A 25,230-nucleotide genomic window follows, 5' to 3' on the forward strand; every position below is an offset into this window, starting at 1 on the left:
GCCCCCGAAAAATCCCCGCTATTCCCGTGTTCCCGGAGCGAACCGCAAGCTTGTTTTGATTGCGCCAGGCCGATCAAAAATCGCTTTTTCGATTTTTGCTGATACATTACCGGCATATTTCAAGGAAATCGATAGCAATCCCCAGTCTGAACATGAGCCAATCCAAACACATCATCATCGTCGGCGCCGGTCCGGGAGGCTTGTGCGCAGGCATGATCCTGAGCCAGCGCGGTTTCAAAGTCTCGATTTACGACAAGCATCCGGAAGTGGGCGGCCGCAATCGGCCGATTCGCCTCGACGGTTTTACCTTCGATACCGGTCCTACCTTTTTGTTGATGAAAGGCGTGTTGGACGAAATGTTCGAATTGTGCGGACGGCGGAGTGAGGATTACCTGGAGTTTCTACCGCTGTCGCCGATGTACCGACTGGTGTACGACGACCGTCAGATCGAAGTGTATTCCGACCGGGAAAACATGCGGGCCGAGTTGAACCGGGTGTTCGACGAAGGTACGGCCGGTTACGAAGCGTTCTTGCAACTCGAGCGCAAACGCTTCAACGCGCTTTACCCTTGTATCACCCGCGACTATTCGAACCTGAGTTCGTTTTTATCGGCGGATTTGATCAAGGCGTTGCCGTGGCTGGCGTTCCCGAAAAGCGTGTTCGCCAATCTGGGCCGTTATTTCACGCAGGAAAAAATGCGGCTGGCTTTTTGTTTCCAGTCCAAATATCTGGGCATGTCGCCGTGGGAATGTCCGGCACTGTTCACCATGTTGCCTTATCTGGAACACGAATACGGTATCTACCACGTGGCCGGCGGCTTGAACCGCATCGCCGCGGCGATGGCGCAAGTCGTCACCGAAAACGGCGGCGAAATTCATACCTCGACCGGCGTCAAGTCGTTATGGGTCGAAGACGGTGCCGTTAAGGGCGTGATCCTGGACGACGGCAGCCAGGTGCGCGGCGACGAAACGGTGGTGAATGCCGATTTCGCCCACGCCATGAGCCGGCTGGCGCCGGCCGGCAGCCTGAAAAAATACGCGCCGGAGAAATTGCAAAAGCTCGATTACTCCTGCTCCACTTTCATGCTTTACCTGGGGCTGGATAAACGTTACGACTTGCCGCATCACACCATCGTCTTCGCCAAGGACTACCGGACCAACATCGACAATATTTTCGCCAATAAGACCTTGAGTGCGGATTTGTCGTTCTACGTGCAAAACGCCTCCGTCAACGATCCGAGTCTCGCCCCGGCCGGAAAATCGGCGCTGTACGTGTTGGCGCCGATGCCGAACAACGACAGCGGGCTGGATTGGGAAGCCCATTGCCAGACGGTGCGCGAACAAGTACTGGATAGCCTGGGCGCGCGCTTGGGTCTGGCCGACATTCGCGACCATATCGAATGCGAAAAAATCATCACGCCGGGCGGCTGGGAGCGGGACGAATACGTCTACAAAGGCGCCACCTTCAGTCTGGCGCATAAATTCAGCCAGATGCTGTACTGGCGGCCGCATAACCGCTTCGAAGAGCTGGATAATTGCTACCTGGTCGGCGGCGGCACCCATCCCGGCAGCGGCTTGCCGACGATTTACGAATCGGCGCGCATCTCCGCGAACATGATTTCCCGCAAGCACGGTGCCGCGTTTGCCGAGATCCAGCACAGCCGCTGGCTGAAGTCGTAACAGCAGGGTGCCAGGTTTGTTTACTGACCGGTTTTGCTAGCCGTGGCGACGTTACAGGCTTTTTCGCCCTTGGACGGCCGCTTGCTCGGCGAATACCCGGTCGCCACCGAGGACGACATCCGCCGGACCCTGCAGCGCGCCCGTGCCGCGGCCAGTATTTGGAGCGAAACGCCGGTCAAGCAACGCTGCCGGATTCTGGCGAAATTCGGAGAACTGCTCCTGGCCGAACTCGACGCCATCGTCGATTGCCTGCGGCTGACCTCCGGCAAGGTGGCTTGCGAAGCCTTGCTCGGCGAGATCTATCCGCTGCTGGATTTGCTGGCGTATTACCGTAAACACGCGCCGGATATTTTGGCCGAACGCGGCGTGGCGACGTCGCCATTCGCTTTTCCCGGCGCCACTGCCAAGGTCTGTTACCGGCCTGTCGGCGTCGCCGCGGTGATTTCGCCGTGGAATTACCCGTTTCAATTGTCGGTGGCGCCGCTGTTGACTGCCTTGTTCGCCGGCAATGCCGTGATTTTGAAACCTTCGGAACTCAGCCTACCGGTCGGCCAACTGATTGTCGATTTGTTCCAACGTCTGGATTTGCCGCCGGATTTGGTGCAATGGTTGCCTGGTGATGGTTCGGTCGGCGCCCAATTGATCGACGCCGGCCCGGATCTGGTGTTTTTCACCGGCAGTTTGGCGGGTGGGCAGGCGGTGATGCGCCAGGCGGCGCAGCATCCGATTCCGGTCTTGCTGGAATTGGGCGGCAAGGACGCGATGTTGGTGTTCGCTGACGCCGATTTGGATCGGGCCGCCGCTGCCGCGGTTTACGGCGCGTTCAGCAACAGCGGTCAGGTTTGCGTCTCGGTGGAACGCCTGTACCTGCAACGCCAGTGCCACGACCAATTTCTGCAGCGCTTGCTCGACGCCAGCAAACAACTGCGGGTCGGTACCGGTGCCGATGTCGAGTTGGGGGCGATGGTTTCCGGCCGGCAAATCGAACTGATCAAGGCGCACTACGACGACGCACTGGCGCAAGGCGCTGTAGCTTCCGGGCCGTTGGTTTGCGACGGCAACTTCGTCCGGCCGCTGGTGTTGTGGAATGTGCACCACGGCATGCGCGTGATGCGGGAAGAGAGTTTCGGCCCCTTGCTGCCGGTGATGGCATTCGACAGCGAAGCCGATGCGGTAGCGCTAGCCAACGACAGCGAGTTTGGTTTGAATGCCTCGGTCTGGAGCCGCGATATCGCTAAAGCCGAACGGGTGGCTCAGCAACTGCAAGTCGGCAACTGGGCGGTCAACGACGTGATCAAGAATATCGGCCATGCCGGCTTGCCGTTCGGCGGCGTCAAACGTAGCGGTTTCGGCCGTTACCACGGTGCGGAAGGCCTGCTGGCGTTCAGCTACCCGGTGTCGGGGTTGACCAGTCGCAGCCATTTGCCGAAGGAACCCAACTGGTTTCCGTATTCGGCGCAACATTACCGGGCGTTGCAAGGCTACCTCGATTTCGTCCACGGCGGCGGTTCGCTGCGGCAACGCATAAAACGCAATTGGCCGGCCTTGCAGGCGTTTCGCGAGTATTCGGCGTTCGATCTGGTCCAGCGCTGGCACAACCTGAAATTACTGCTGTCTTGGCATAGGAAATAGTGATGAAGCAAAACCTTGGGAATCAAAAAGTCGTGGTGATCGGCGCCGGCCTCGGCGGTTTGTCTGCGGCAATCTCGTTAGCCAGCGAAGGCTTTCAGGTCGAGTTGCTGGAAAAGAACGACAAGGTCGGCGGCAAACTCAATATCATGACCCAGGCCGGATTTACCTTCGATTTGGGGCCATCGATCCTGACCATGCCGCACGTGTTCGAAGCCTTGTTCGAGCGGGCCGGCAAACGCATGGCCGATTATGTCGCTATCGAAAAAGTCGAACCGCACTGGCGCAATTTCTTCGAAGACGGCACCGTCGTCGACTTGTGCGAAGACCCGGACCACCAGCGCCGGGAACTGGACAAGCTCGGTCCGCAGGTCTACCAAGAATTTCAGCGTTTCATGGCGTATTCGCAAGAACTCACCCAAGAAACCGAAGCCGGTTATTTCGCCAAAGGCCTGGACGGATTTTGGGAGCTGCTGAAATTCTACGGCCCGCTACGCAGTTTGAAATTCGACGTATTCCGCACCATGAACCAAGGGGTCCGCCGTTTCGTCTCGGATCCGAAACTGGTCGACATTCTGAATTATTTCATCAAGTACGTCGGTTCCTCGCCCTACGACGCGCCGGCCCTGATGAATCTGATGCCTTATATCCAGTACGGCTACGGCTTGTGGTACGTCAAAGGCGGTATGTACGGTCTGGCCCAGGCCATGGAACGACTGGCGTTGGAACTGGGCGTGACGATACGCGTGAATGTCGAAGTCACCGAAATCGAACGCCAAAACGGCCGGGCGACCGGCGTGCGTCTGGCCGATGGCGAACGGTTGCCGGCCGACATCGTGGTTTCGAACATGGAAGTGATCCCGGCGATGCAGAAGTTGCTAAACAGCACCCCGGCCGAGCTGAAACCAATGCAGCGCTTCGAACCGAGCTGTTCCGGACTGGTATTGCACCTGGGCGTGGACCGGATTTATCCGCAATTGGCCCACCACAATTTCTTTTATTCCGCCGATTCGCGGGCGCATTTCGACGCGGTGTTTCACAGCCACCGATTATCCGACGACCCCACCATCTACTTGGTCGCACCCTGCAAAACCGACCCGGCGCAGGCCCCGGCCGGTTGCGAAATCATCAAGATTCTGCCGCACATTCCGCATTTGGACCCGGAGAAACCGTTAAGCGCCGAGGATTACTTGGCTCTACGCGAACGGGTATTGCTGAAGCTGGAACGGATGGGACTGACCGATCTGCGCCGGCACATCGTCACCGAAGAATACTGGACGCCGCTGGATATTGAGGCCCGCTATTACTCGAATCTGGGCTCCATCTACGGCGTCGTGGCCGACCGCAACAAAAATCTGGGCTTCAAAGCGCCGCAACGCAGCGGCCAGTTGCCGAATTTGTATTTCGTCGGCGGCAGCGTCAATCCGGGTGGCGGCATGCCGATGGTGACGTTGTCGGGGCAATTGGTGCGGGACAAAATCTTGGCGGATATGGGCGTGTTGCGTTAGCCCGGCTACGGACTAAAATGATTTCCGGTTCGGCCGGGTTCGACGTCGAGCCGGAGAGCATTAGAGCCTGCCGTTAATGTTTCGAGCAATTTTATGATCTTATTTTTCAAGGATATTCCGGTTAACTCCCGACCCAACGAATTGTACAGCCTGATAGCCTCGGCCGTTGGCGGTGAAGCGGACAGCGGCGAGGTGTTGAAAGCCGAAGTCATGGTGATTCGGGACAAACGGACTAACGCGCTGGAATACCATGGCTTGACCATGATCAACTCGGAACAGTTCGGCTTAAAGGTCATCGAACGACTGAACGGTAAGCCCTTCAACGGTAGTGAAATCCAGGTAAGACCCTATAACTTCCGGGATTATTTGAACGATCGCCGACGCAGCGCCAACGCTCAGGTAGCAAGCGAGCAAAGACGGCAGGAACGTCGGCGCGGCGACCGCATCGAAATTTTTATCGATTTATCGAATATTTTTTTCGCTCCCGAGCCAGTGGTATAACCGCTGGCTCAAGCTCCGTAGCGGGGCGGGACCGGCACGATCAGGCGTGTTTGGCCTGACACAGCAAATTGCTGTTCAGCTCCGCGCTATGTGCCATCTTTTCCAAATTTGCCAGCACTTGCAGGCTGGCGTCTTCCATATTCCCGACCTCGCGCAGCATGGTTTCGTTATCGCCGGCAGCATGCGCTTTTAGTGCGTTGATGGCACTGGCGTGCACCGAAATATGCGGTTGCTCGATGTCGTGGTAACCGGGTAATTGCGAAAAACAGGCCTTGCCCTCGCCCTGGTAATACCATTTGCCCAAGCGGCATTCGGTGTGTTGCGCAAAATCGTGCACCGATTTTTGCGATAAATGGAACAGCACTTTGTACAGCTCGAACTTGTAAATCAGATGGTCCAGTTTTGCCAGCTCGCAAAAACTGCGTAACGACGACGCGGCCACCACTTGTTCCATCGTTACCGAAAAATCGAGCAGCTCGCGCATCGTGCCGGTGGCGCGCTGGCCGTCTTCGCTGAAGCTGAGCGACTGTTCCGCCAGCGAGTTCATCTGGTCGCGGGTGCCGCCGCTGGCAATCCGGATCGATTCGGCGAGTTTGGCGATTTTATTGGTGGCCTCGGCGGTTCTTTGCGCCAGGGTCCGCACCTCGTCGGCGACGACGGCAAAACCGCGCCCCTGTTCGCCGGCACGGGCCGATTCGATCGACGCGTTTAACGCCAGCAAATTGGTTTGATCGGCGATATCGTGGATCAACTTGACGACGCCGATGATTTCCCGCGAGCTCTGATCCAGCGACCCGGCTTGCTTTGCGGCAGTGCTGGAGGCGTCGGCCAGATTGGCCAGGTTTTTGGAAATGCGCTCGATGGCGTTGCTGCTGTTCAGGGAGATGCCTTGCGCTTCGACGGCATTGTCTTTCTCGTCGCGCAGGCGGTTTGCCAGCGTCAGCAAACTGCCTTGCATCGTGATTAAAGATTGGCCGAAGTTTTGCAGATGCCGCACCGTACCGGCCTGGCTGCGCAACTGCTGTTCCAGTTCGGCGTTGGTATTGTCGGCCGCTTGTAAACGCCGACGCAGTTGTTCGAGCTCGTTATCCTGTCGCTCGACACGTTGATTGGCTTTGGCCAGGTGTTGCTGCAACTCTTCGATTTCGCGTTTGCGGGTAAATATGGAAAACATAGTTCGGAAGTGGGTGGTAACGAGGTGATGTTTTTAAAAACGGGTTCTATTCAATCCTACGGATCGGGCAGGGTGCCGTAACCAGTATGGTCCGCTCTGCCGTTTTCTGCACCAGCTATCGGTTAAAGGCTAGCAGATTAGGGTTTAGCTTGATTTTTCGCTTGCGCTGGCCGGTGTAAATCGATTCGGCTTAGTGACTTCGGTCAAGTGATTTAATTTATTCTAATATGCGGTTAAATGCGAGCTGATTCGGCGCCAAGGCGGCTTTTAATGCGACAAACAGTCGTGGATTGCCATTGTGGCTGCTTTCCGAGCCGGGAAATAAGAGGCCACCGCAGCCAATAGCAGGATCAAGCCCAGCCATGACCAAGCCGCCGCCGCAGCGAATTGATAGTCCAGGCTGACGCCGAGCATGGTTTCGCCAAGTTGTTTGGCAAGTGGTTCGCCAGCCCAGTAGCCGAGCGGCAAGCTGATCAGCCAAGCCAGAATGGCGTGGAACAGACCTTCCAGCATGAACAGCCGGAACAAGGTCGGCGACGGCGCGCCGATCGCTCTCAACACGCCGATTTCCCGGCTGCGTTGCAACACGCCGATGGCCAACGCGCCGGAAAGGCCGATACCGCCGACCGCGGCCAGCATCGCCGCCAAGCCGGATAATGCACCGATTACGGGTTGAAATTGGTGGCGGGCGAATTCACGTTGTTCCTGCCGGCCATGAGTGTTGTAAATATCCAGTACGACGCCGCGCTGCTGCAACATTTCGCTGAGCAGGCGCAAGCGGCCGGATTCCTCCTCCCGCGTCCCGACGGGTGCAGACACCAGCGCCAACGATGCGGAACCGTCGCCAACCGATTTTTCGACGGTCTCCAGCGGCGCGTAGACCGGTTCCACGGCATATTGGCTGCCGGCCAGCCAGCGATACAAACCCACGACTTGCCAAGTTTGGCGATGTCTGCCGATCGTCGCTTCGACGGTGTCGCCTGGTTGGATGCCGTTCAAGGCCGCTGTTTCGGCATTCAGCACCAGTACGGCCCGGCCGGCGTCGTCGGCCTGCAGCCAGCGGCCGCTCTCGATCCGGGGGCGGTAGTTTTCGCTAGCGGCCGGTAGTGCAAGCAATTGCAGGCCCATACTGCCTTTTTGGCGGAACATGCCGCGGTCGTGGCCGAGTTCCAGTGGCAGGCGGCGCCAAGTTTCGATCGTGCAGTCCGGATCGGCGGCTTTGATCGCTTCTTGCAGCATTGGCTTGGGTTGGTCGTTGACGAAGCCCAATTTCAAGGAATAGCGGCTGCGGGCCATTTCGTTGTCCAAGGTCAGGTTGACCGAGGCGATCAGACTGGTCAGGCTCAAAAACGCCGCGCCGGCCACGACCAAGACGATTTGGGTCAACAACAGTCGGGTTTTGCGGCGGAACAGATTGCCGAGCGCGGCGGCGTAAACGGTAGGCAACCAGCGGCCCGCCAAACCTTGTAGCCAGCGGTCGATTCGGGCGTTGCCGAAATCCGCGCCCAGGCCGTAGCTGGCAATCGCATCGCGTACGGTGATCGTCGCTCCGCGCCATACTGGCCCGGCTGCGGCCAGCAGCGGCACCAGCAAACCGCCGGCCACCAGATACGCCAGCGCACGGTAGGGGAGTTCGAATCCGCCGCAGTCGATATTGAAAATAGCCAGCAGCCGGCACGAGCCCAGATCAGCGGCCAGTGCCGCCGGCGGCGCGGCGACCAGGATGGACACAAACGCCAGCAACAGGGTTTCGCTCAGGTACAAACCGGCGACGGCGAGATGGCTGCCGCCGATCGCCTTCATCACGCCGATCTGGCTGGTTTGTTGGGCGATATGGGCCGAGACGGTGTTGACGATCAGGCTGGCGGACAGTGCCAACGCGGCCAAGGCCATGATTTCCAACACACCGTTGATACCGGCCAGAAATGGCCGACCCCAATGCCGGTCCGGGTCTTGCAGTAATGTAGCGTTGGCGGCGACGCCGTGTTCGGCGAGCAGGGTGCGGATCTGGACGGCGGCGGCACGGGCCTTGTCCTCGCTGTAAGGTTGCCGAATCCGTATCAGTAGTTGGCGAAAACCGTGAGGGGCTAGTCCGAATAGTTTTGCATCCGCGACCGAGCCGAAGAATACGGCCTGGCCGCCGAATTTGGGCGGTTTGACGAAGGGATGGCGGACGATGCCGTCCAGCGGGAAGCTGAGCACCCCACGTTCGGTTTGTAATTGTACGTTGCCGCCAAGGCCGAGGCCGCTGTTTTGTGCCGACAGGTTTTCGATAGCGAGCTTGCCCGATACGGGCCAGTTGCCGGCGACCAAAGCGGACTTGTCGTAAAGCTGGCGGGTGTAATCGCTGCGGATGATCAGGCTGCCGTTCTGCCAGGCGCTTTCCGGCGTTGGCCGGAACCGCAAATTCAATTGGTTCAGCGCTTCGATCCCGGCAACATCGGGTAGTGCCGCGATTTGCTGTAACACGCCGGGATCGGCATCGCTACGTAATATCAGATTCAGGTGCGAAGGCTGCGATAAGCGGTGGGCGGCATCCATTTTCGCCAGCAACAAATCGATCATGCCGAATATGGTGCCGACGCCGAACAAGCCGATGGCGATGCTGGCGACCGCCAATAGGCTGCGGCCTTTGTGACGCCACAAATCGGCGCGGAATTTATAAGCCAGCGCGCTCAACGCGGCTCCCAGTGGCTATCGGCGTGCAGCCGGCCGTCGCGGATTTCCAGTTTGCGGCTGGCGGCATCGGCCAGCGCCTCGTTATGGGTGACCATCAGCAGGGTTTTGCCGCGGTCGCGCAGATGGCTGAACAAATCGAACACGGCATCGGCGCTGGCGCTGTCCAGATTGCCGGTCGGTTCGTCGGCGACGATCAACGGCGGATCGTTGGCCAGGGCGCGGGCGATGGCGGCCCGTTGCTGTTGGCCGCCGGATACCTGGCTCGGCAGGCGGTCGGCTGCGCCGCTCAAGCCCACGCTGTCCAGTAATTGCAGCGCCCGCTCGCGGCGTTGCGTTTTGCTCAATCGGCCGAGAAAGTCCATCGGCAGAATCACGTTTTGCAGCAGGCTCAGCGCCGGTAGCAGTTGGAAGAACTGAAACACGATGCCGACATGCTCGCCGCGCCAGCTTGCCAGGCGTTCGTTGCCGAGGTTTTGCAGGGCGTGGCCGGCGACGACGATTTCGCCGCGGCTGGGATGGTCGATGCCGGCGATCAGGTTCAATAGGGTGGATTTACCGTTGCCGGACGGGCCGACAATCGCGACGAATTCGCCGGTGGCAATGCGCAAATCGATGCCGTGCAATACCGTTTGCCGGCCGCCGGCTTGCGGGTAATCCTTGTAGACCTGATTCAGTTCGATAATGGGCTGCATGGCGCTCGCTAAATTGGGGTATGTTACACGAGGTAACGAGACGCGAGGCAAAGGATTATGCCGTTAGCCGGAGGAGGGCAAGCGATGACATGGGTGAGGATTTTTTGGTTTTTGGTTTGCCTGGTTTGGGTCGGCGCCGAGATCGGTCTGGCTCGACGGCAGCGGGCGGCGGATGGCGAAATCGCCTGCGACGAGCACCATTCGCAAGGCCGGCTATGGTTGTTCATCACGCTCGGGCTGGTATTGGCGCTGCTGTGCAAACAATTGGCGTTGCTGCCGATTCCGCTGGCCTATCTGCCGCGGCAGATATTGGCTCTGGCAATTTTTGCCGGTGGCTTGTATCTGCGTTATACGGCGGTGATCGGTTTGGGCCGGTTTTTTACGACCCATGTGGCGATTTTGAACGGGCATCGCTTGATCGAGGACGGACCCTATCGTTTGTTGCGGCATCCGGCCTATACCGGCTTGTTGATGGCGTTGGCTGCCGCCGGATTGGCAATGGGCGATGGCCTGGCGCTGCTCAGTCTTTTGCTGTGTTCGGGCTGGGCTCTGGCGCACCGGATAGAGATTGAGGAACGCATGCTGGAACAACAATTCGGCGACTGTTACCGCGACTATCGGAACCGTCGTTGGCGCTTGCTGCCATGGATATACTGAAGAATGCGCCCGGTATTTATCGGCCGGATATTTTCAGCCGCATTTATAGACGTCATGTTGCGGGCATCAGAAATGGTGGGGTTGTGCCGGAGCATCGTTGCCGAATCGACTTGAAAACCCAGTGGTAGCGTTGCGGCTCGCTGCCGCAACGCTAAGGCGAGTTAACCGAACAAATCGTCCAGATATTTTTCGGCGTCCAATGCCGCCATGCAGCCGGCACCGGCGGAGGTGATGGCTTGTTTGTAATGCGAGTCCATCACGTCGCCGGCGGCGAAGACGCCCGGTACGCTGGTGGCGGTGGCGTTACCGTGGATGCCGCTTTTAACCACGATGTAGCCGTGGTCCATTTCCAGTTGGCCGGCAAAAATATCGGTGTTCGGCGTATGGCCGATGGCGATAAATACGCCGTGCACGTCCAGTTCTTTGGTCGCGCCGTCCTGGGTGCTTTTGATGCGCAGGCCGGTGACGCCCATCTCGTCGCCCAACACTTCGTCCAGCTCGTGGTTCCATTCGATGCGGACGTTGCCGGATTTTGATTTCTCGATCAATTTGTCGGACAGGATTTTCTCGGAACGGAATTTATCGCGGCGATGGACGACGATGACTTCCGAGGCGATATTGGCAAGGTACAAGGCTTCTTCGACCGCGGTATTGCCGCCGCCGATCACGGCGACCGGCTTGTTGCGGTAGAAAAAACCGTCACAGGTGGCGCAAGCCGATACGCCTCTGCCTTTGAAGGCTTCTTCGGATTCCAGGCCCAAATACTTGGCCGAGGCGCCGGTGGCGATAATTAACGCATCGCAGGTGTAAACGCCGGCGTCACCGATCAGCGTAAACGGCTTTTGCGACAAATCGGTGGTGTGGATGTGGTCGAAGATCACTTCGGTGTTGAAGCGCTCGGCATGGCGCAGCATCCGGTCCATCAATTCCGGGCCTTGCACGCCGTCGACGTCGCCGGGCCAGTTGTCGACTTCGGTGGTGGTGGTCAATTGTCCGCCTTGTTGCATGCCGGTGATCATGACCGGATTCAGGTTGGCGCGCGCGGCGTAAACGGCTGCGGTGTAGCCGGCCGGGCCGGAACCTAGGATTAAAAGTTTGCAATGCTTGGCTGCAGCCATTTTCTCGATCTCCATGCGGGGTTAGTATGAAACGATTATATGGGCAATCCCCCGCGGTTTAAACCGGCAGAATGCCGGGATTTTGCGGGCTGCGCCGGCCAAGCTAATGTGAAATCGATTTTTATCATCTATAATCAGGTTTTAGTTAAGCTTTTAACGTGAGCCGTCACCCATGGTTGCTGTTGTGGAAGAGAGAGACACGCGAGGATATCGCGAAATCGCATTGCTGGGCTGTTCCTGTTTTGCACTGTTCTTTTTGATTGCCTTATTGACCTTTAACTCCAACGATCCGGGTTGGAGCCACAGCACGTCCTACCAATCGATCAGCAACGCCTGCGGCGTGTTCGGCGCCTGGCTGGCCGATTTCGTGTTGAGCTTTCTCGGTTTGATGGCCTACCTGATCCCGGTCATGCTGTTCTGGTACGGTTACATGGTCTATCAGGGGCCGAACCAACAACAGGCCAGCCAATGGCTGGTCGCGGCGCGCTCGGTCGGCTTTTTGGCGACCGTGGTGTCCGGTTCGGCGATCTTGTTCCTACATCTGCATTTTCTGCGCACCAAAGTCGATCTGCCGGAGAGTCCGGGCGGCATTTTGGGCCGGGAAATCGGCGACGCGCTGGTGCATCTGTTGGGCAATTCCGGCTCGACCTTGCTGTTGCTGGCGATATTCATGACCGGCGTAACCATGTTCACCGGCTTGTCCTGGCTGATGGTGATGAGTTTGATCGGCAAGTGTGCGATGAGCGCGTGTTCCGTGGTCGGTCGCCAGGCCGTGACCGGCGCCGAACGTTATCGCAGCAGCGAGAAGCCGGTGCGGGCCGAAGCCAAAAAAGTGCGGAGCAAACCGGAAACCAAAGCCGAATCCAGATCCGACGAAGCGCCGCGCGCCAAGCCGCAAATTCAAGTTGTGGAAGCCGTGTCCGCCAAGCCAGCCGAAACCGTCAGACCGTTACGGCGCAAAGACAGCAAGGTCTTGGAAAATATGGACGACAGTGCGTTCCTGAACGCCTTGCCGCCGTTGTCCTTGCTGGACAAACGCGATATCAAGGTCAAACGCTATTCCAAAACCGAGCTGGAAGAAATTTCGCGCCAGGTTGAAGACGTGTTGCAAGATTACGGTATTGCCGCCGAAGTGGAAGCGGTGTTGCCGGGTCCGGTCATCACCCGTTTCGAATTGCGGCTGGCGGCCGGTGTCAAGGTCAGCCGGATCAGTAGTCTGGCCAAGGACTTGGCGCGCGGCTTGTCGGTGACCAGCGTGCGCATCGTCGAAATCATCGAAGGCAAATCCGTCATTGGTTTGGAAATTCCGAACCAGGAGCGGGAAATGGTCTCGTTGCGCGATCTGCTGGTATCGGACGAATTCGAGCGGGCCAAATCCAAACTCAGCATCGCGATGGGCAAGGACATCGCCGGTACCCCGGTGGTGGCCGATCTGGCGAAAATGCCGCATGCGTTGGTGGCCGGTACCACCGGCTCCGGTAAGTCGGTCGCGATCAACACCATGATTCTGAGCTTGCTTTACAAAGCCAAGCCGGAAGACGTACGGATGATCATGATCGACCCAAAAATGTTGGAGTTGTCGGTGTACGAAGGTATTCCGCATTTGTTGACGCCGGTGGTCACCGACATGAAGGACGCCCAGAACGCCTTGCGTTGGGCGGTGGCGGAAATGGAGCGGCGCTACAAATTGATGTCGAAAGTCGGCGTACGCAATCTGGCGGGTTACAACCATGCCATCAAGGAAGCCGAAGCCGCCGGCCAACCGATCCGAGATCCGTTGTTCAATCCGCAAACCCCGATTCCATTGGATGATTATCCCTATCTGACCACGTTGCCCAGCATCGTCATCGTCATCGACGAGTTGGCCGACATGATGATGGTGGTGGGCAAGAAGGTGGAGGAGCTGATCGCGCGCTTGGCGCAAAAAGCCCGCGCCGCCGGCATCCATTTGGTGTTGGCGACGCAGCGGCCGTCGGTGGACGTCTTGACCGGTTTGATCAAGGCTAACGTGCCGACCCGGATTTCGTTTCAGGTTTCTTCGCGCATCGACTCGCGGACCATTATCGACCAGGGTGGTGCCGAAGCTCTCTTGGGCAACGGCGACATGTTGTTCCTGCCGTCCGGTACCAGCATTCCATTGCGGGCGCACGGCGCCTTCGTCGACGATCACGAAGTGCATCGGGTGGTCGAGTTCATGAAAAAAACCGGACCGACCGACTACCTGGACGAAATTACCCAGGAGCGCACCGACAGCGGCGAAGTGGCGGGCTTGGACGGGGAAGACAGCGAGTCCGATCCGTTGTACGACGAAGCGGTGGCCTTCGTCACCGAGTCGCGCAAGGCTTCCATTTCCAGCGTGCAGCGCCGCTTTAAAATCGGTTACAACCGCGCGGCGCGGATTATCGAAGACATGGAAAACGCCGGCGTGGTCAGTCCGCCGGAAACTAACGGCTCCCGCGAAGTGCTGGCGCCGCCGCCACGCTGAAGCCGATGAATCCCGCCATCGGCGCATTGCTGACCATCCTTGCCGTATCGGCCTTGGGCGGATGGCTGCTGTGCCGTAACAAACCGGTTGAAAAGCCGGTTAAAGCCATGCTGTTCGTCGGTTATTTTTGGGGCTTGGCTTTTTCTTTATTGATATTAGCGGTGTTGGCCTACCTGGGCTGGCAGCGTTTCGCAATCTAATGACTATGAATTCCGATTGGATAGGCTATCTTGCCGCGGCCTTGACCACCGCCTCGTTTTTGCCGCAGGCGGTGATGACCGTCAAAACCCGCGATACCTCGTCGCTGTCTTTGGGGATGTACAGCCTGTTTACCTTGGGCGTACTGTTGTGGCTGATTTACGGCGTGTTTCTGGCGAACTGGGCGATTATCGTCGCCAACGCCGTAACCTTTTTACTGGCTGCGGCGATTCTGGCGGTTAAGCTGCATAATTCGTGGCGTAAATAGCTCCGGGTTTTGCCGCTCCGCAGTCGGCTTAAAGCAGTGGCTATGCCAATAACTTGCTACAATGCGGGCCTTTTAACGGTCCGGATGGTAAAGGCTGCAGCCAATGAAAGTAAGAGAAAAACGACACGGTCTGGTATTGGTACATACCGGCGAAGGCAAGGGCAAATCCTCCAGCGCGTTCGGCATGGTGTTTCGTGCCGCAGGTTGGGGCATGAAGGTCTGCGTAATTCAGTTCATCAAGGGCCAGTGGCAAACCGGCGAACAGAAGGCGGCGACCCGCTTCGAGGAGATCGAGTGGCATGCCCTGGGCGACGGTTTTACCTGGGATACCAAAAATCCGGAGCAGGATATCAAGACCAGCCGCGAGATTTGGGAGTTTGCCAAACAAAAGATCCAGTCGGAACAATTCGATCTGGTCGTGTTGGACGAAATCAACTACTGCTGCGGCTACGGCTGGATCAGCGGCCAGGAAATCGCCGATTTCATCCGCCAGCATAAACCCGGTTGGCTGCATCTGGTGCTGACCGGGCGCAATGCGGCGCCGGAAGTGATCGAAGTCGCCGACACCGTCACCGAAATGACCCGCGTCAAACACGCTTTCCAGGCTGGAATCAAAGCCGAGCAGGGCGTTGAATTTTAAGCTGAAAAAAAACCGGGCTTCTGGCAAAATTGCCGCCTTTTTTAATCCAGGCTATGACCACTATGCAACAAGCAATCGAATTGATCAAAAAGTATTATCAAGCATTCAACGACGGCGACATGGAGACCTTCCTCAGCTTGTTGACCGACGATGTGGTGCACGATATCAATCAAGGCGGCCGTGAACAAGGTAAGGCCGCGTTCGGCGAATTCATGAAAAAAATGAACCACCACTACAAAGAGCAATTGGTGGACATGGTGGTGATGGCCAACGCAGACGGCAGCCGCGGCGCGGCCGAGTTCGTCGTTTTGGGTGAGTATCTGAATACCGACGAAGGTCTGCCGGAAGCCAACGGTCAGACTTACCGCCTGCCGGCCGGCGCCTTCTTCGAAATCCGTGACGGTAAAGTCGCCCGCATCACCAATTACTACAATCTGGGCGACTGGATTGCTCAAGTCGATCCGCAGGCCTAAACGCCCTGTAACCGGCGCATTGCCGCTACCGGCCATTTAGCTTAGAATCCGGAACTTAAGGTTTCGGATTTGCTTTGAAAATAACTAGAAACAGAGGAGAGCAACAATGGGCGAAATACAAAAAGCGATGATCGCTGTAGTGGGTGTGTTCGTGGTCGGTTTCATTCTGGTGGGCGCCAGCAAGGAGCAAAGCAACGAAGAGAAGGAAGCCGCGTCGCAGATCCGATCCTTGGTGGCCATGCAGGAAATGGCCAACCAAAAATGCCCGAAATTGATTCAAAACAAAACCGGCACCCAGGTGTATTTCCCGTCCAAAACCGACACGGATAAAGCAACTTACGTGACGATGGAATGGGTCGGCGAGCCGGGCTCCAACTTTAAAACCGCATCCTGCACGCTGCATTTGTCGCTGGGCGGCGTATCGAAGTTGATCATCGACGATAAAGTTCTGATCGACAAGAAAATTTAAGTGCGGACGGCGTTTATGCGTTTTTGCGTAAACGCCGTTTCCGTATCGGCCGGTTCCGCGTGGTTTTTGCCGAAGCGGGGCCGTCTTACAACTTGCAAGCTGCTAATTTGCTAGCCTTTCGCCCTTTTTCCAGTACCGCGGATTCGGCCGGAGCGATCCGGATTAACCGAATTGTCGCGCATTTCGTCCAAAATACGGGCGACGTTAGCCTGATCCTTGCTGCTGCAGCCGAGTTCTTACGTAGTCCCGTTCGTAATTTAAGAGGTGAATCGATATGGCGGATAACACCGTCCACAAAGGTATTTTAAAAACCTGGAAAGACGATAGAGGTTTTGGCTTTATTCAGCCGGATGGCGGCGATAAGGATATTTTTATTCATATTTCTTCGCTGAAAGGCATGGCGCGGCGGCCGCAACGCGGCGATGTGATCGTTTACCGCGTGGCCCGCGAAGCCGACGGTAAATTGAAGGCGGTTGACGCCAGCATCGAAGGCGTTGCCTATCAGGCCGCACCTTCCAAGCCCGTTAAATTCTGGCGTTGGCTGGTTGCGTTGTTGCTGGGGTTGATCAGCGCCGCGGCCGCCGCCTATTTCTACCGGTAACCCGGCCTGCCGGCGCATTACCGCACTATTTACTGGATTCCAGGGATTACAGATGGATTGGCTACATTATCTGCTCGACGTTTTGTTACACATTGATAAACATCTGGCCGAATTGATCGGCGAATACGGTGCAGTCACCTACGCGATCTTGTTTGCTGTGATCTTTGTCGAAACCGGTTTCGTGGTGATGCCGTTTCTGCCGGGCGATTCGCTGCTGTTTGCCGCCGGAGCCTTTGTCGCGGTCGATGCGCTGAATCTGCCGATGCTGCTCGGCATCATGAGCGTTGCCGCGGTCCTGGGTGACACGGTGAATTATTGGATCGGGCGTAGCGTCGGTAAACGCGCTTACTCGTTGAGCTGGGTCAATCGGCAACATCTGGAGCGGGCGCAGACCTTTTACGAAACTTACGGCGCGAAGACGATTGTGTTGGCGCGTTTCGTGCCGATCGTCCGCACCTTTGCCCCGTTCGTCGCCGGAATCGGCCGCATGCCGTACGGTTATTTCTTCCTTTACAACGTCGTGGGTGGCTTGGCCTGGGTCTTGATTTGCGTGTTTGCCGGCTATTTTTTCGGCAACATTCCGCTCATCAAACAAAATTTCGAACTGGCAATCCTGGCTATCGTGCTGTTGTCGATCACGCCTATCGCCGTCGAACTTTTGAAAGCGCGTAAGCAGCCCTAAAACTGAATTCAGCGGAGAAACGGTATGGAGATGAGCGATTCGCAGAAGTGGTTGTTATTGGCCTTTGTCGCTGGATTCGGCGGGTTGCTCTATTTGCTGGCTCCGGTATTGATGCCGTTTGCGGTCGCCGCGATTCTGGCTTATCTGGGCGATCCTTTGGTCGATCGTTTGGAAACCCTGGAATTGCGCGGCTGGCGCCTCAATCGCACCCTGGCGGTGATCGTGGTGTTTTCCGGCATCATTTTTACCATCGCCGCCTTGCTGGTCGTGATTATTCCGGCGCTCGAATACCAGATCGGCGAGTTCATCGATAAACTGCCGTCCTATTTGAATTGGATCAACAAAGCCGTAATTCCCGATCTGCAGAAGTACTTCGGCCGCAGCATCCGCCCGCTGCGCGAAGAGCAACTGCTGAATATGATCCGGAATCACTGGCAAAATGGCGGCGTCGGCGAAAACCTGCTCGAATCGGTGTCGCATTCCGGCGCGGTGCTGATCGGTTGGGTCATGAACTTGGTCTTGATTCCGGTCATCACCTTTTATTTGCTGCGCGACTGGGACGAACTGGTTAAAAGGATTCATGACCTGTTCCCGCGCCGCGCGGCCGGCACCGTGGCTAAACTGGCCGCGGAAGCCGACGACGTGTTGGGAGCGTTCATGCGCGGCCAGTTTTACGTGATGCTGGCTTTGGGCGGCATCTATAGCTTTGGGTTGTGGTTGGTCGATTTGGAATTAGCCCTGGTCATCGGCATGATGGCCGGGTTGGTCAGTTTCGTACCCTATATGGGAGCGATTACCGGCATCGTGTTTGCCTGCATTTCGGCTTTGCTGCAATTTCAGGACGCAATGCATTTGCTTCCGGTCCTGATCGTGTTCGCCGTCGGCCAAAGCATCGAAGGCATGCTGCTGACGCCTTGGCTGGTCGGTAACAAGATCGGCCTGCACCCGGTCGCGGTGATGTTTGCGGTGATGGCCGGCGGCCGTTTGTTCGGGTTTTTGGGGGTGTTGCTGGCTTTGCCGGTGGCATCGGTGGTGATGGTGTTGCTGCGCCACATCCACGAGCGCTATACCTTTAGCGGTTTCTACAGCAACGGTTAGCCGCTTTGCGCTTCCGGCCGGCGTTCGCGATATTCTGCTTGGCGGCGGCGTTGCCGGCCGCTGCCGGCGACCTGCGCCGCGAGCAGGATTACGCCGAACAAATTCAACGGCAATTGGCCGCGGGACGCGTGGTTTGGCTGCAGAGCCCGCGCCAGCCTTTTCTTGGGCTCTATACCGATGCCGAAAAATCCGACAACCGTAACGCGGTAATCGTATTGCACGACATGGGCGGCCATCCGGACCAAAGTCCGGTGATTCGCGGATTGCGCGCCGCCTTGCCGAAACACGGCTGGGCAACCTTCTCATTACAAATGCCGGTGCAGGAAATCGGCGCGAGTTTCGACGATTACATTGTGCTGTTCGACGACGCGGCGGCACGCATCGATGCCGCGGTGGCCTATTTGCAGCAAGGCGGTGCCAAACGCATCGCCGTCGTCGGTTACGGCGTCGGTGCGGCAATGGCGCTTTATCGGCTCAGCACCAAACCGGACGGTATCATGGCGTTCGCGGCTATTAGTCTGCCGTTCGGCGATAATCGTTTACCGCAGGCGCAAAGCCTGGAGCAAATCAAAAACATTGGCCTGCCGTTTCTGGATGTCTATGCCGAATTCGACGTCGCGGCGGTGGTCGATAGCGCCTGGCAACGGCGCATGGCCGCAAAGGATAATCCGGTGTACCGGCAAATCCGGATGGAAGGCGAAGGGCACGCATACCAACACGACGACAATCTGCTGATAAAGCGGGTTTACGCTTGGCTGACACTGACGGCCAACGAAAAATAATCATAACCACCACAGGGGAAAGCCGATGCTATTTAACGATGAACTGGTTGCGGAAATCCGGTTTCTATCGCTGTTCAATTTGGCCAGCGCACAAGAAGGCGTCAAGGTGCACGGCAATGCCGATCCGGCATTGATCGAAGCGGCCCGGCGCTTATTCGACAAAGGGTTGATTTCGCAGGCCGACGGCGGCTATTTGACCGATTTGGGCATAGAAGCTGCGGAACATGTCCAGCGGGCCTTGGCCGTATTGGCAACAGCGCCTTAAAGGCCCAATTCGAACAGCCATATCAGCGAGATGAAGCCGACCAGCGCTACCAAAACGCTCAAGGCGATGAAACGTAGCGGGCGGGCCAAATTGTGGCGCCAGAACCCGGCGGCTTCGCCGCTGTTTTTCAGGGCCTGGTAATGCGCACGTTGGGTCAGCGCACGTTGGGTTTGGTAGTGTTCGAACAAGTCGTCAGCGAGTTGCCGATCCTGGTCGCGGTATAGCCAGATCGCCGGCAACGAGGTGCCCCAGGTGCCGGCCGAGGTCTCGTAAAAGTCGATGTCGTTATCGATCAGCAATTGTCGGACGTCCTCGATTTCATCGGCCGGGACGCCGCGTAACGAAAAAAATAATATCGCCATAACCGCAGAGTTTAAGTTGGGAGGGACTATTATAAGCCAGCAGCCCACGTTAGCCGCTCGGCCGCTCAATAGCCGCGGCCACTTGGCGTAAGCGCAAATCATCCGTTCGATAGCCACTAATCATGCAAACAGTAATTGTCTTTTTCAGGGATGCCGGCCCCGACGCCGAAGTCGATCACTTGGAGCGCCAGATCATCGGCCAAGGCTACATTTGTCAGCCGGCTACCAGCGATGCGGAAGTGTTGGCCTTGGTCGAATCGCAGCCGATCGATTTGGTGATCGTGGCTTGCCGCCACTGGCATTGGCAGGCATTGGCGGAGGTGCGCGAGGCTGCAGACAACTATTTGCCTATCGTGTTAATCAGCGAGTCGATTAGCGATAACTTGTTGGAGCGTTGCGCCACGGTTGATATCGATACGGTATTGTGTCGGCCGGTAAACTTCGGTTTGTTATTGTTCAAGATTCGGTCATCGTTACGTTTGAGCGAATTGTACCGGCGCGAACGGGAGCAGAAAAACCGGTTATTGGACTATTGGCAGATGTCCGATCTCGAGCAAGAGGTTGCAGCCAAATTGTTCAACAGCGTACTGAAAGCCGATTTTCTGGAAACCGACGCGGTTAGTGTGTCGATGTCGCCGATGGCCTTGTTCAACGGCGATTTGGTATTGGTGGCGAAAACGCCGGAAAACCATTTGCACCTGTTGCTGGGCGATTTTACCGGCCACGGCTTGGCGGCGTCGATAGCGGCGACGCCGCTGGCGGACATCTTTTACGGGATGACCCGCAAAGGCTTCGACATCAGCGAGATCGTGGTGGAGGTCAACACCAAGCTTCACCGGATGCTGCCGGCTAACCGGTTCTTGGCGGCGACTCTGGTGGCGTTATACCCCGAAGATTCGATGTTAAAAACCATTACTTGCGGTTTGCCGGACCACTACCTGGTCCATCGAGTCGATAAAAGCTATCGGGCCATCCGCTCCTCCAATATTCCGCTGGGGATTCAGGCCGTTATCGAGCCCGATGTCCAACTGCATCGCGTCGGCGAGCATGAAAGTTTGTATTTGCTGACCGACGGTGTGTTCGAGGCGGAGAATGCAAGCAACGAGTTGTTCGGCGCCGAGCGTGTGTTGCAGGCGATTCTGGAAAGCCGGGACAGCGACTTCGACATATTACAACGCCGGCTGGCGGAACATACCGGCGGAGCCGAGCGCAAAGACGACAACACGATGGTGGTGTTGCGTTGCGCGGTCGATAGCGTGCCGTGGGCCGGCAGTCAGGTCCAGGCCGCCGGGCATAAATTAGCGGCGATGACCTGGAAACAGATGATGGAATTCGACATCGACAGCCTGCGTTGTACCAACCCGGTGCCGGTGATCGTAAACACCTTGACTGAATTGCAAGGCCTGCAGCGCCATCGGCAAGCGATATTTCTGATCGTGACCGAATTGTTCGCCAATGCCCTGGATCATGGCGTGCTGAAGTTGGATTCCGCCGAGAAAACTACCCCGGAAGGCTTCCTGCGGTTTTACGAATTGAAACAACAGCGCCTACAAACGCTGAGCGACGGCAAAATCCGTTTGTTTTTCTCCCATCGTCCCACCGAGACCGGCGGGCGGCTGATCGTCAAGGTCGCCGACAGCGGCAGCGGATTCGACTGGCGCCGCCACCGCACCGATTTACAACACAATGCCGGCTATAGCGGACGCGGTATTGCACTTCTGGAAAAACTTTGTAGCAGCGTGACCTACCACGGACGCGGCAACCGGGTCACAGTTGCGTTCGATTGGCAGGCCTGACTAAGGCCTGTCAGCTTTGGCAGCGGCTACAGTAGTAGCTGGCGCGCTGGCTGATTTTCGAATGCTGTATCGGTTCGGCGCAGGTCCGGCAAGGTGCGCCGTCGCGGTCGTAGACGGCCAATGCCTGTTTGAAGTAGCCGGGCTTGCCCTCGGCATTGGTAAAGTCGCGCAAGGTGGTGCCGCCCTGTTCGATGGCCTGGCCCAGCACGGTCTTGATCGCCGCGGCCAGACGTTCGAATTCGGCCCGTTGCAAACTTCCGGCGGCGCGGGTGGGCAACACGCCGGCCAGAAACAACGACTCGCTGGCGTAGATATTGCCGACTCCGACCACGATATGGCTGTCCATGATTAGGCTTTTGATGCACGCCGTCCGTTGGCCGGCGCGGCGTTGCAGGTATTCCGCATCGAAGTCGGCCGACAATGGCTCCGGCCCGAGCTTTGCCAGCAGCGGATGCTGCAGCGGATCGGCGGAAGTCCACAGTGCCGCGCCGAATTTGCGCTGGTCGTTGAAGCGTAGCACGGTATCGTCGGCAAACACGAAATCGAGATGGTCATGTTTGCCCGGAATTTGTTGTGGATTGGTGATTCGCAAATTGCCGGACATGCCCAAATGCAGAATCAGCGTTCCGGTCTCGGCGCCCAGTAGCAAGTATTTGCCGCGGCGCTCGACCGCATTCAGGCGCTGGCCGGCCAGAACCGCCGGCAGGTCGACAGGAACCGGCCAGCGCAAGCGCGATTCTCGTACCTCTACCGTTTTAAACGTTTTGCCCAGAATGTGCGGTGCGATACCGCGCCGGCTGGTTTCGACCTCGGGTAATTCCGGCATGGTGCTGCGTTAGATTTGCGTTAACAGGAACTCGGCTTCGTGGCGAATTTTCTGCCGCGCCAATAGCAGCTTCCAGCGGCTACCGCCGCATTGGCGCCACAGGTGGGCAGAGCGGATACCGGACAGCAGTACCGCGCGAATTTTATTGACCGTGCCTTGGTTGCCCAGATGCTGCGGATCGCCCTGGACCATGATCCGCGGTTGCAGCGTGCTGATGGTGCTGTGGTAGACGTCGGCCAGATTCGCCAGTACGTTTTCATGCAATACGCCGAAATGTTCGGCCTGGGCCTGAGCCCGACCGATGCCGGTCCGGATGCTGTCCAACATGTCCGGCTTGCCGGCCAGCCGCTTTTGCAGGTAGACCAGTTGCGCGGCGTACCGGGCTTGTTCCGGATTGGCTGAAGCCCGGCTACCCAACTGGGTCTGCAATTGCTCCAGGCCGTGGCGGATGCCGGCCAGGCCGCCGTAGACGTCGGCGACGCTATCCGAGTCGATTTTCAAAAGACTGCCGATGCTGGCTTCCAAGGCCCCGCTTTGGCAGGCACCGGCCGTCGCCAGTTGCTGTACCAGCGAACAGGCTTGGGCGATGCCGGCCAGCGCGATGGTCTGGTTGGTGATCGTGGACAGCGACATATCAATTGCAGGCGCTGGCCAGACAATCCGGCGCAACCGGCCGGCCGGAGCGGATCCAGGACTGGATGCCGTTATTCAAATGATAAACCTTGGGCATGCCGGGCTGTTCGCTGAGCATTTTGCCGACTTTGGCGCTACGGTTGCCGGAACGGCACACCAGAATCACCGGTTGGTCGGGCGAGGTTTTCAATTTCTCCAGATCGGCCAGCCATTTTTGCTGGTCGAATTTGCCGTCGGCATCGAACGATTGCAGCTTGTGGCTGCCCGGAATCAGGCCGGTAGCCTGCCATTCCTGCGGCGTGCGGATATCCACCACCAGCGCGTTTTGGTTTTGTTGCATCGTACCGAGTTGTTCGGTGTCGAGTTCGCCGAGTTCTGCGGCTTGCAAGCTGGCGGACAATAATCCGGCCAGCAAGAAAAAGGGTAATTTTCGTTTCATAGTCTATCCATACCAGTCAATTAAGTGTTATGCGGCCAGTAACGGCGAGATGTGGGTCGCCCACCAGTCGATGCTTTCCAAATAGATGTTGGCGATGCGCTCCGGCGCGATGTTGCGGTAGTTATTTAGCCCGGTTTCCCAGCGCTCGTAGGCGATACAGAATTTTAAGGTTTCGCCGGCAGGGCCGCGATGGTGGAGTACGGCGTTGTTTATGTCCTGCGCCAGCGGCAAGTGTTCCAGCAATTTCGGCAAGGGCGAATCCATCAGGCTGTCCAGGCCCGACAGCATGCCGATCAGGAAGTAATGCTCGCCGTCATCCTTAACTTCCCGCGCGAGCAGTTCGCACATTTTGGCCCGGATCAGTACGTTTTGCAGTACCGAGGAAGGTTTGTCCGACAGGGCAGATAGGGTCAGGATATTGAGCCAACGCTTGATTTCGACCAAGCCCAAACAGACTACCGCATGTTGTATCGATTCTATTTTGTACGGCAACGCAAAAAACGCTGAATTCAGGTAGTGCAGTAGCTTGAAGCTCATGCTGACGTCTTGCGAGACGATACCGCTGATCTCGACAAAACTGGCCTCGGGTTTGTTGACCGTGGCTAGTAACTGCAGTGCCGTGGTCTGGCTGGCGCCGATGCGTTTGCCTTCAACGATGTTGGGCTTGCTGAAGAAAAAACCCTGAAATAACTCGCAGCCCCAATCGCGCAGGGTTTCGAACTGCTGATGGGTTTCGACCTTTTCTGCCAGGAGTTTTAATTTATACGGGGCGAGTTGGTCTATCAGTTTGCGCGTGGCGTCCAGCGTGTCTGCCATGACGTCGATCTTGACGATGTCGGCGAATTCCAGCAGCGGCAACCACTCCGGCGCCAGTACGAAATCGTCCAGCGCCAGCGTGTAACCGAGTTGGGACAGTTCCTTTAAATTCGCGACGATTTCGGCGTCGACGGTCACGCTTTCTAGTACCTCGACCACGATGCGGTCTTTCGGCAGATGCAGCGGCACTTTATCCAGAATGTTTTGGGTCGTGAAGTTGATGAAGGCTTTATGCGGCCCGACCAGTTGGTTCAGGCCGATCTCCAGCAAAGTATCGCTGATGACTTGTTTGGTGGCGTTGGCGGCCCCATCTTTCAGGTTAAGGTCGAAATCGGTGCCGCGGAACAGAATTTCGTAAGCGAAGGTATTCAATTGCCGGTCCAGTATCTGCTGCCGGCCAATTAGAAAATCTGTCATTTATTTACGGGCTCCCGATCATTGCACTATGATGCTGCTACGCCCCGCCTTATAACATGTAAGCCGAGATTTAGTCGAGTTCAGGCGCGGCGCATCTCTAACAACCCTAGGAGGAACAATGTCCGAATCAGCAACGCTAACGGTTACCGGCATGAAATGCGGCGGTTGCGAAAATAGTATCGTCAGCAAAGTGTCGGCGCTGGCCGGAGTCAAATCGGTCAAGGCATCGCACTTGGATAAGCAGGTCGGCGTCGAATTCGACCCGGCTCAGATCAGTCTCGACGAGATCGAAGACACCATCGTCGACGCCGGCTTCAAAGTAGAATAATTTTTCGCCGGCAGC

General features: G+C 57.3%; 27 protein-coding genes. 18 read left to right on the forward strand and 9 right to left on the reverse strand.

The annotated features are described in order from the left end of the window. Nucleotides 1-152: 152 nt before the first annotated feature. From C2U68_RS02685 to C2U68_RS02700, 4 genes are all read left to right on the forward strand, one after another. Nucleotides 153-1,679 carry a phytoene desaturase family protein gene (locus C2U68_RS02685; protein WP_140910964.1) on the forward strand — a complete coding sequence of 509 codons (1,527 nt, stop codon included), beginning with the start codon at nucleotides 153-155 and terminating at the stop codon, nucleotides 1,677-1,679. Nucleotides 1,680-1,721: 42 nt separating this feature from the next. Further along, nucleotides 1,722-3,311 carry an aldehyde dehydrogenase family protein gene (locus tag C2U68_RS02690; protein WP_140910965.1) on the forward strand — a complete coding sequence of 530 codons (1,590 nt, stop codon included), beginning with the start codon at nucleotides 1,722-1,724 and terminating at the stop codon, nucleotides 3,309-3,311. A gap of 2 nt (nucleotides 3,312-3,313) precedes the next feature. Then, the gene (locus C2U68_RS02695) at nucleotides 3,314-4,816 is read left to right on the forward strand and encodes a phytoene desaturase family protein (RefSeq protein WP_140910966.1); all 1,503 of its coding nucleotides are present in this window, start codon (nucleotides 3,314-3,316) and stop codon (nucleotides 4,814-4,816) included. Nucleotides 4,817-4,909: 93 nt separating this feature from the next. Beyond that, nucleotides 4,910-5,317: a hypothetical protein gene (locus C2U68_RS02700; RefSeq protein ID WP_140910967.1), complete on the forward strand. Its 408-nt coding sequence runs from the start codon at nucleotides 4,910-4,912 to the stop codon at nucleotides 5,315-5,317. A gap of 40 nt (nucleotides 5,318-5,357) precedes the next feature. Here the strand turns inward: C2U68_RS02700 and C2U68_RS21710 are convergent, their stop codons facing one another. The 3 genes from C2U68_RS21710 to C2U68_RS02715 form a co-directional block, all read right to left on the reverse strand. Next, nucleotides 5,358-6,491, reverse strand: coding sequence for a methyl-accepting chemotaxis protein (locus C2U68_RS21710; RefSeq protein ID WP_140910968.1), 1,134 nt, complete (start codon nucleotides 6,489-6,491; stop codon nucleotides 5,358-5,360). 267 nt (nucleotides 6,492-6,758) lie between these two features. Beyond that, the gene (locus C2U68_RS02710; RefSeq protein WP_140910969.1) at nucleotides 6,759-9,170 is read right to left on the reverse strand and encodes an ABC transporter permease; all 2,412 of its coding nucleotides are present in this window, start codon (nucleotides 9,168-9,170) and stop codon (nucleotides 6,759-6,761) included. Beyond that, a complete protein-coding gene (locus C2U68_RS02715; RefSeq protein ID WP_140910970.1) occupies nucleotides 9,167-9,862 on the reverse strand; it encodes an ABC transporter ATP-binding protein in 696 nt (231 codons plus the stop codon). The genes C2U68_RS02710 and C2U68_RS02715 overlap by 4 nt, the downstream gene beginning before the upstream one ends. Before the next feature lie 84 nt (nucleotides 9,863-9,946). On the opposite strand from C2U68_RS02715, the gene C2U68_RS02720 reads away from it, so the two are divergent. Further along, a complete protein-coding gene (locus tag C2U68_RS02720; RefSeq protein WP_140910971.1) occupies nucleotides 9,947-10,519 on the forward strand; it encodes a methyltransferase family protein in 573 nt (190 codons plus the stop codon). 161 nt (nucleotides 10,520-10,680) lie between these two features. Here C2U68_RS02720 and trxB read toward each other — a convergent pair whose 3' ends face one another. Further along, on the reverse strand, nucleotides 10,681-11,637 hold the full coding sequence (trxB, locus tag C2U68_RS02725) for a thioredoxin-disulfide reductase (protein WP_140910972.1): 957 nt from the start codon (nucleotides 11,635-11,637) through the stop codon (nucleotides 10,681-10,683). Between the two features lie 172 nt (nucleotides 11,638-11,809). Here trxB and C2U68_RS02730 point away from each other — a divergent pair, with 172 nt between their 5' ends. The 11 genes from C2U68_RS02730 (at nucleotide 11,810) to C2U68_RS02780 (ending at nucleotide 19,598) form a co-directional block, all read left to right on the forward strand. Then, entirely contained in the window at nucleotides 11,810-14,122 is a 2,313-nt protein-coding gene (locus tag C2U68_RS02730; protein ID WP_140910973.1) for a DNA translocase FtsK, read from the forward strand. Nucleotides 14,123-14,127: 5 nt separating this feature from the next. Next, on the forward strand, nucleotides 14,128-14,322 hold the full coding sequence (locus C2U68_RS02735; protein ID WP_140910974.1) for a hypothetical protein: 195 nt from the start codon (nucleotides 14,128-14,130) through the stop codon (nucleotides 14,320-14,322). Further along, nucleotides 14,322-14,588, forward strand: a complete 267-nt coding sequence (locus C2U68_RS02740; protein WP_140910975.1) for a SemiSWEET transporter — start codon at nucleotides 14,322-14,324, stop codon at nucleotides 14,586-14,588. Before C2U68_RS02735 ends, C2U68_RS02740 begins: the two co-directional genes overlap by 1 nt. A 103-nt stretch (nucleotides 14,589-14,691) precedes the next feature. Continuing rightward, complete coding sequence (gene cobO, locus C2U68_RS02745; protein ID WP_140910976.1) at nucleotides 14,692-15,228, forward strand: cob(I)yrinic acid a,c-diamide adenosyltransferase; 537 nt, start codon at nucleotides 14,692-14,694, stop codon at nucleotides 15,226-15,228. 62 nt (nucleotides 15,229-15,290) lie between these two features. Continuing rightward, nucleotides 15,291-15,701: a ketosteroid isomerase-related protein gene (locus C2U68_RS02750; protein ID WP_140910977.1), complete on the forward strand. Its 411-nt coding sequence runs from the start codon at nucleotides 15,291-15,293 to the stop codon at nucleotides 15,699-15,701. 106 nt (nucleotides 15,702-15,807) lie between these two features. After that, nucleotides 15,808-16,170 carry a hypothetical protein gene (locus C2U68_RS02755; RefSeq protein ID WP_140910978.1) on the forward strand — a complete coding sequence of 121 codons (363 nt, stop codon included), beginning with the start codon at nucleotides 15,808-15,810 and terminating at the stop codon, nucleotides 16,168-16,170. 274 nt (nucleotides 16,171-16,444) lie between these two features. Next, the gene (locus C2U68_RS02760) at nucleotides 16,445-16,771 is read left to right on the forward strand and encodes a cold shock domain-containing protein (RefSeq protein WP_140910979.1); all 327 of its coding nucleotides are present in this window, start codon (nucleotides 16,445-16,447) and stop codon (nucleotides 16,769-16,771) included. Nucleotides 16,772-16,823: 52 nt separating this feature from the next. Next, complete coding sequence (locus tag C2U68_RS02765; RefSeq protein ID WP_140910980.1) at nucleotides 16,824-17,453, forward strand: DedA family protein; 630 nt, start codon at nucleotides 16,824-16,826, stop codon at nucleotides 17,451-17,453. A gap of 24 nt (nucleotides 17,454-17,477) precedes the next feature. Next, nucleotides 17,478-18,551: an AI-2E family transporter gene (locus tag C2U68_RS02770; RefSeq protein ID WP_260839190.1), complete on the forward strand. Its 1,074-nt coding sequence runs from the start codon at nucleotides 17,478-17,480 to the stop codon at nucleotides 18,549-18,551. Nucleotides 18,552-18,556: 5 nt separating this feature from the next. Continuing rightward, nucleotides 18,557-19,333 (forward strand): DUF3530 family protein, encoded by a 777-nt coding sequence (locus tag C2U68_RS02775; protein ID WP_140910981.1) that lies wholly within the window; start codon nucleotides 18,557-18,559, stop codon nucleotides 19,331-19,333. Between the two features lie 25 nt (nucleotides 19,334-19,358). Next, nucleotides 19,359-19,598 carry a TIGR02647 family protein gene (locus tag C2U68_RS02780; RefSeq protein WP_140910982.1) on the forward strand — a complete coding sequence of 80 codons (240 nt, stop codon included), beginning with the start codon at nucleotides 19,359-19,361 and terminating at the stop codon, nucleotides 19,596-19,598. Here the strand turns inward: C2U68_RS02780 and C2U68_RS02785 are convergent. Further along, nucleotides 19,595-19,960: a DUF6164 family protein gene (locus tag C2U68_RS02785; RefSeq protein ID WP_140910983.1), complete on the reverse strand. Its 366-nt coding sequence runs from the start codon at nucleotides 19,958-19,960 to the stop codon at nucleotides 19,595-19,597. The two genes, C2U68_RS02780 and C2U68_RS02785, sit on opposite strands and share 4 nt — an antisense overlap. Before the next feature lie 122 nt (nucleotides 19,961-20,082). Here C2U68_RS02785 and C2U68_RS02790 point away from each other — a divergent pair, with 122 nt between their 5' ends. Next, a complete protein-coding gene (locus tag C2U68_RS02790; protein ID WP_140910984.1) occupies nucleotides 20,083-21,756 on the forward strand; it encodes a fused response regulator/phosphatase in 1,674 nt (557 codons plus the stop codon). A gap of 10 nt (nucleotides 21,757-21,766) precedes the next feature. On the opposite strand, the gene mutM is transcribed toward C2U68_RS02790, so the two are convergent. Genes mutM through C2U68_RS02810 form a run of 4 tightly spaced genes read right to left on the reverse strand, consistent with a single transcriptional unit; the run spans nucleotide 21,767 to nucleotide 24,887 of the window. After that, the gene (gene mutM / locus C2U68_RS02795) at nucleotides 21,767-22,582 is read right to left on the reverse strand and encodes a bifunctional DNA-formamidopyrimidine glycosylase/DNA-(apurinic or apyrimidinic site) lyase (protein WP_140910985.1); all 816 of its coding nucleotides are present in this window, start codon (nucleotides 22,580-22,582) and stop codon (nucleotides 21,767-21,769) included. A gap of 9 nt (nucleotides 22,583-22,591) precedes the next feature. Next, the gene (hflD, locus tag C2U68_RS02800; protein WP_140910986.1) at nucleotides 22,592-23,215 is read right to left on the reverse strand and encodes a high frequency lysogenization protein HflD; all 624 of its coding nucleotides are present in this window, start codon (nucleotides 23,213-23,215) and stop codon (nucleotides 22,592-22,594) included. 1 nt (nucleotide 23,216) lies between these two features. After that, a complete protein-coding gene (locus C2U68_RS02805; RefSeq protein WP_140910987.1) occupies nucleotides 23,217-23,654 on the reverse strand; it encodes a rhodanese-like domain-containing protein in 438 nt (145 codons plus the stop codon). 27 nt (nucleotides 23,655-23,681) lie between these two features. Further along, nucleotides 23,682-24,887: an EAL and HDOD domain-containing protein gene (locus tag C2U68_RS02810; RefSeq protein ID WP_140910988.1), complete on the reverse strand. Its 1,206-nt coding sequence runs from the start codon at nucleotides 24,885-24,887 to the stop codon at nucleotides 23,682-23,684. Nucleotides 24,888-25,005: 118 nt separating this feature from the next. On the opposite strand from C2U68_RS02810, the gene C2U68_RS02815 reads away from it, so the two are divergent. Next, complete coding sequence (locus C2U68_RS02815) at nucleotides 25,006-25,215, forward strand: heavy-metal-associated domain-containing protein (protein WP_140910989.1); 210 nt, start codon at nucleotides 25,006-25,008, stop codon at nucleotides 25,213-25,215. Nucleotides 25,216-25,230: the final 15 nt, after the last annotated feature.

The organism is Methylomonas koyamae (genome assembly GCF_006483455.1).
Classification (GTDB): Bacteria; Pseudomonadota; Gammaproteobacteria; order Methylococcales; family Methylomonadaceae; genus Methylomonas; species Methylomonas koyamae_B.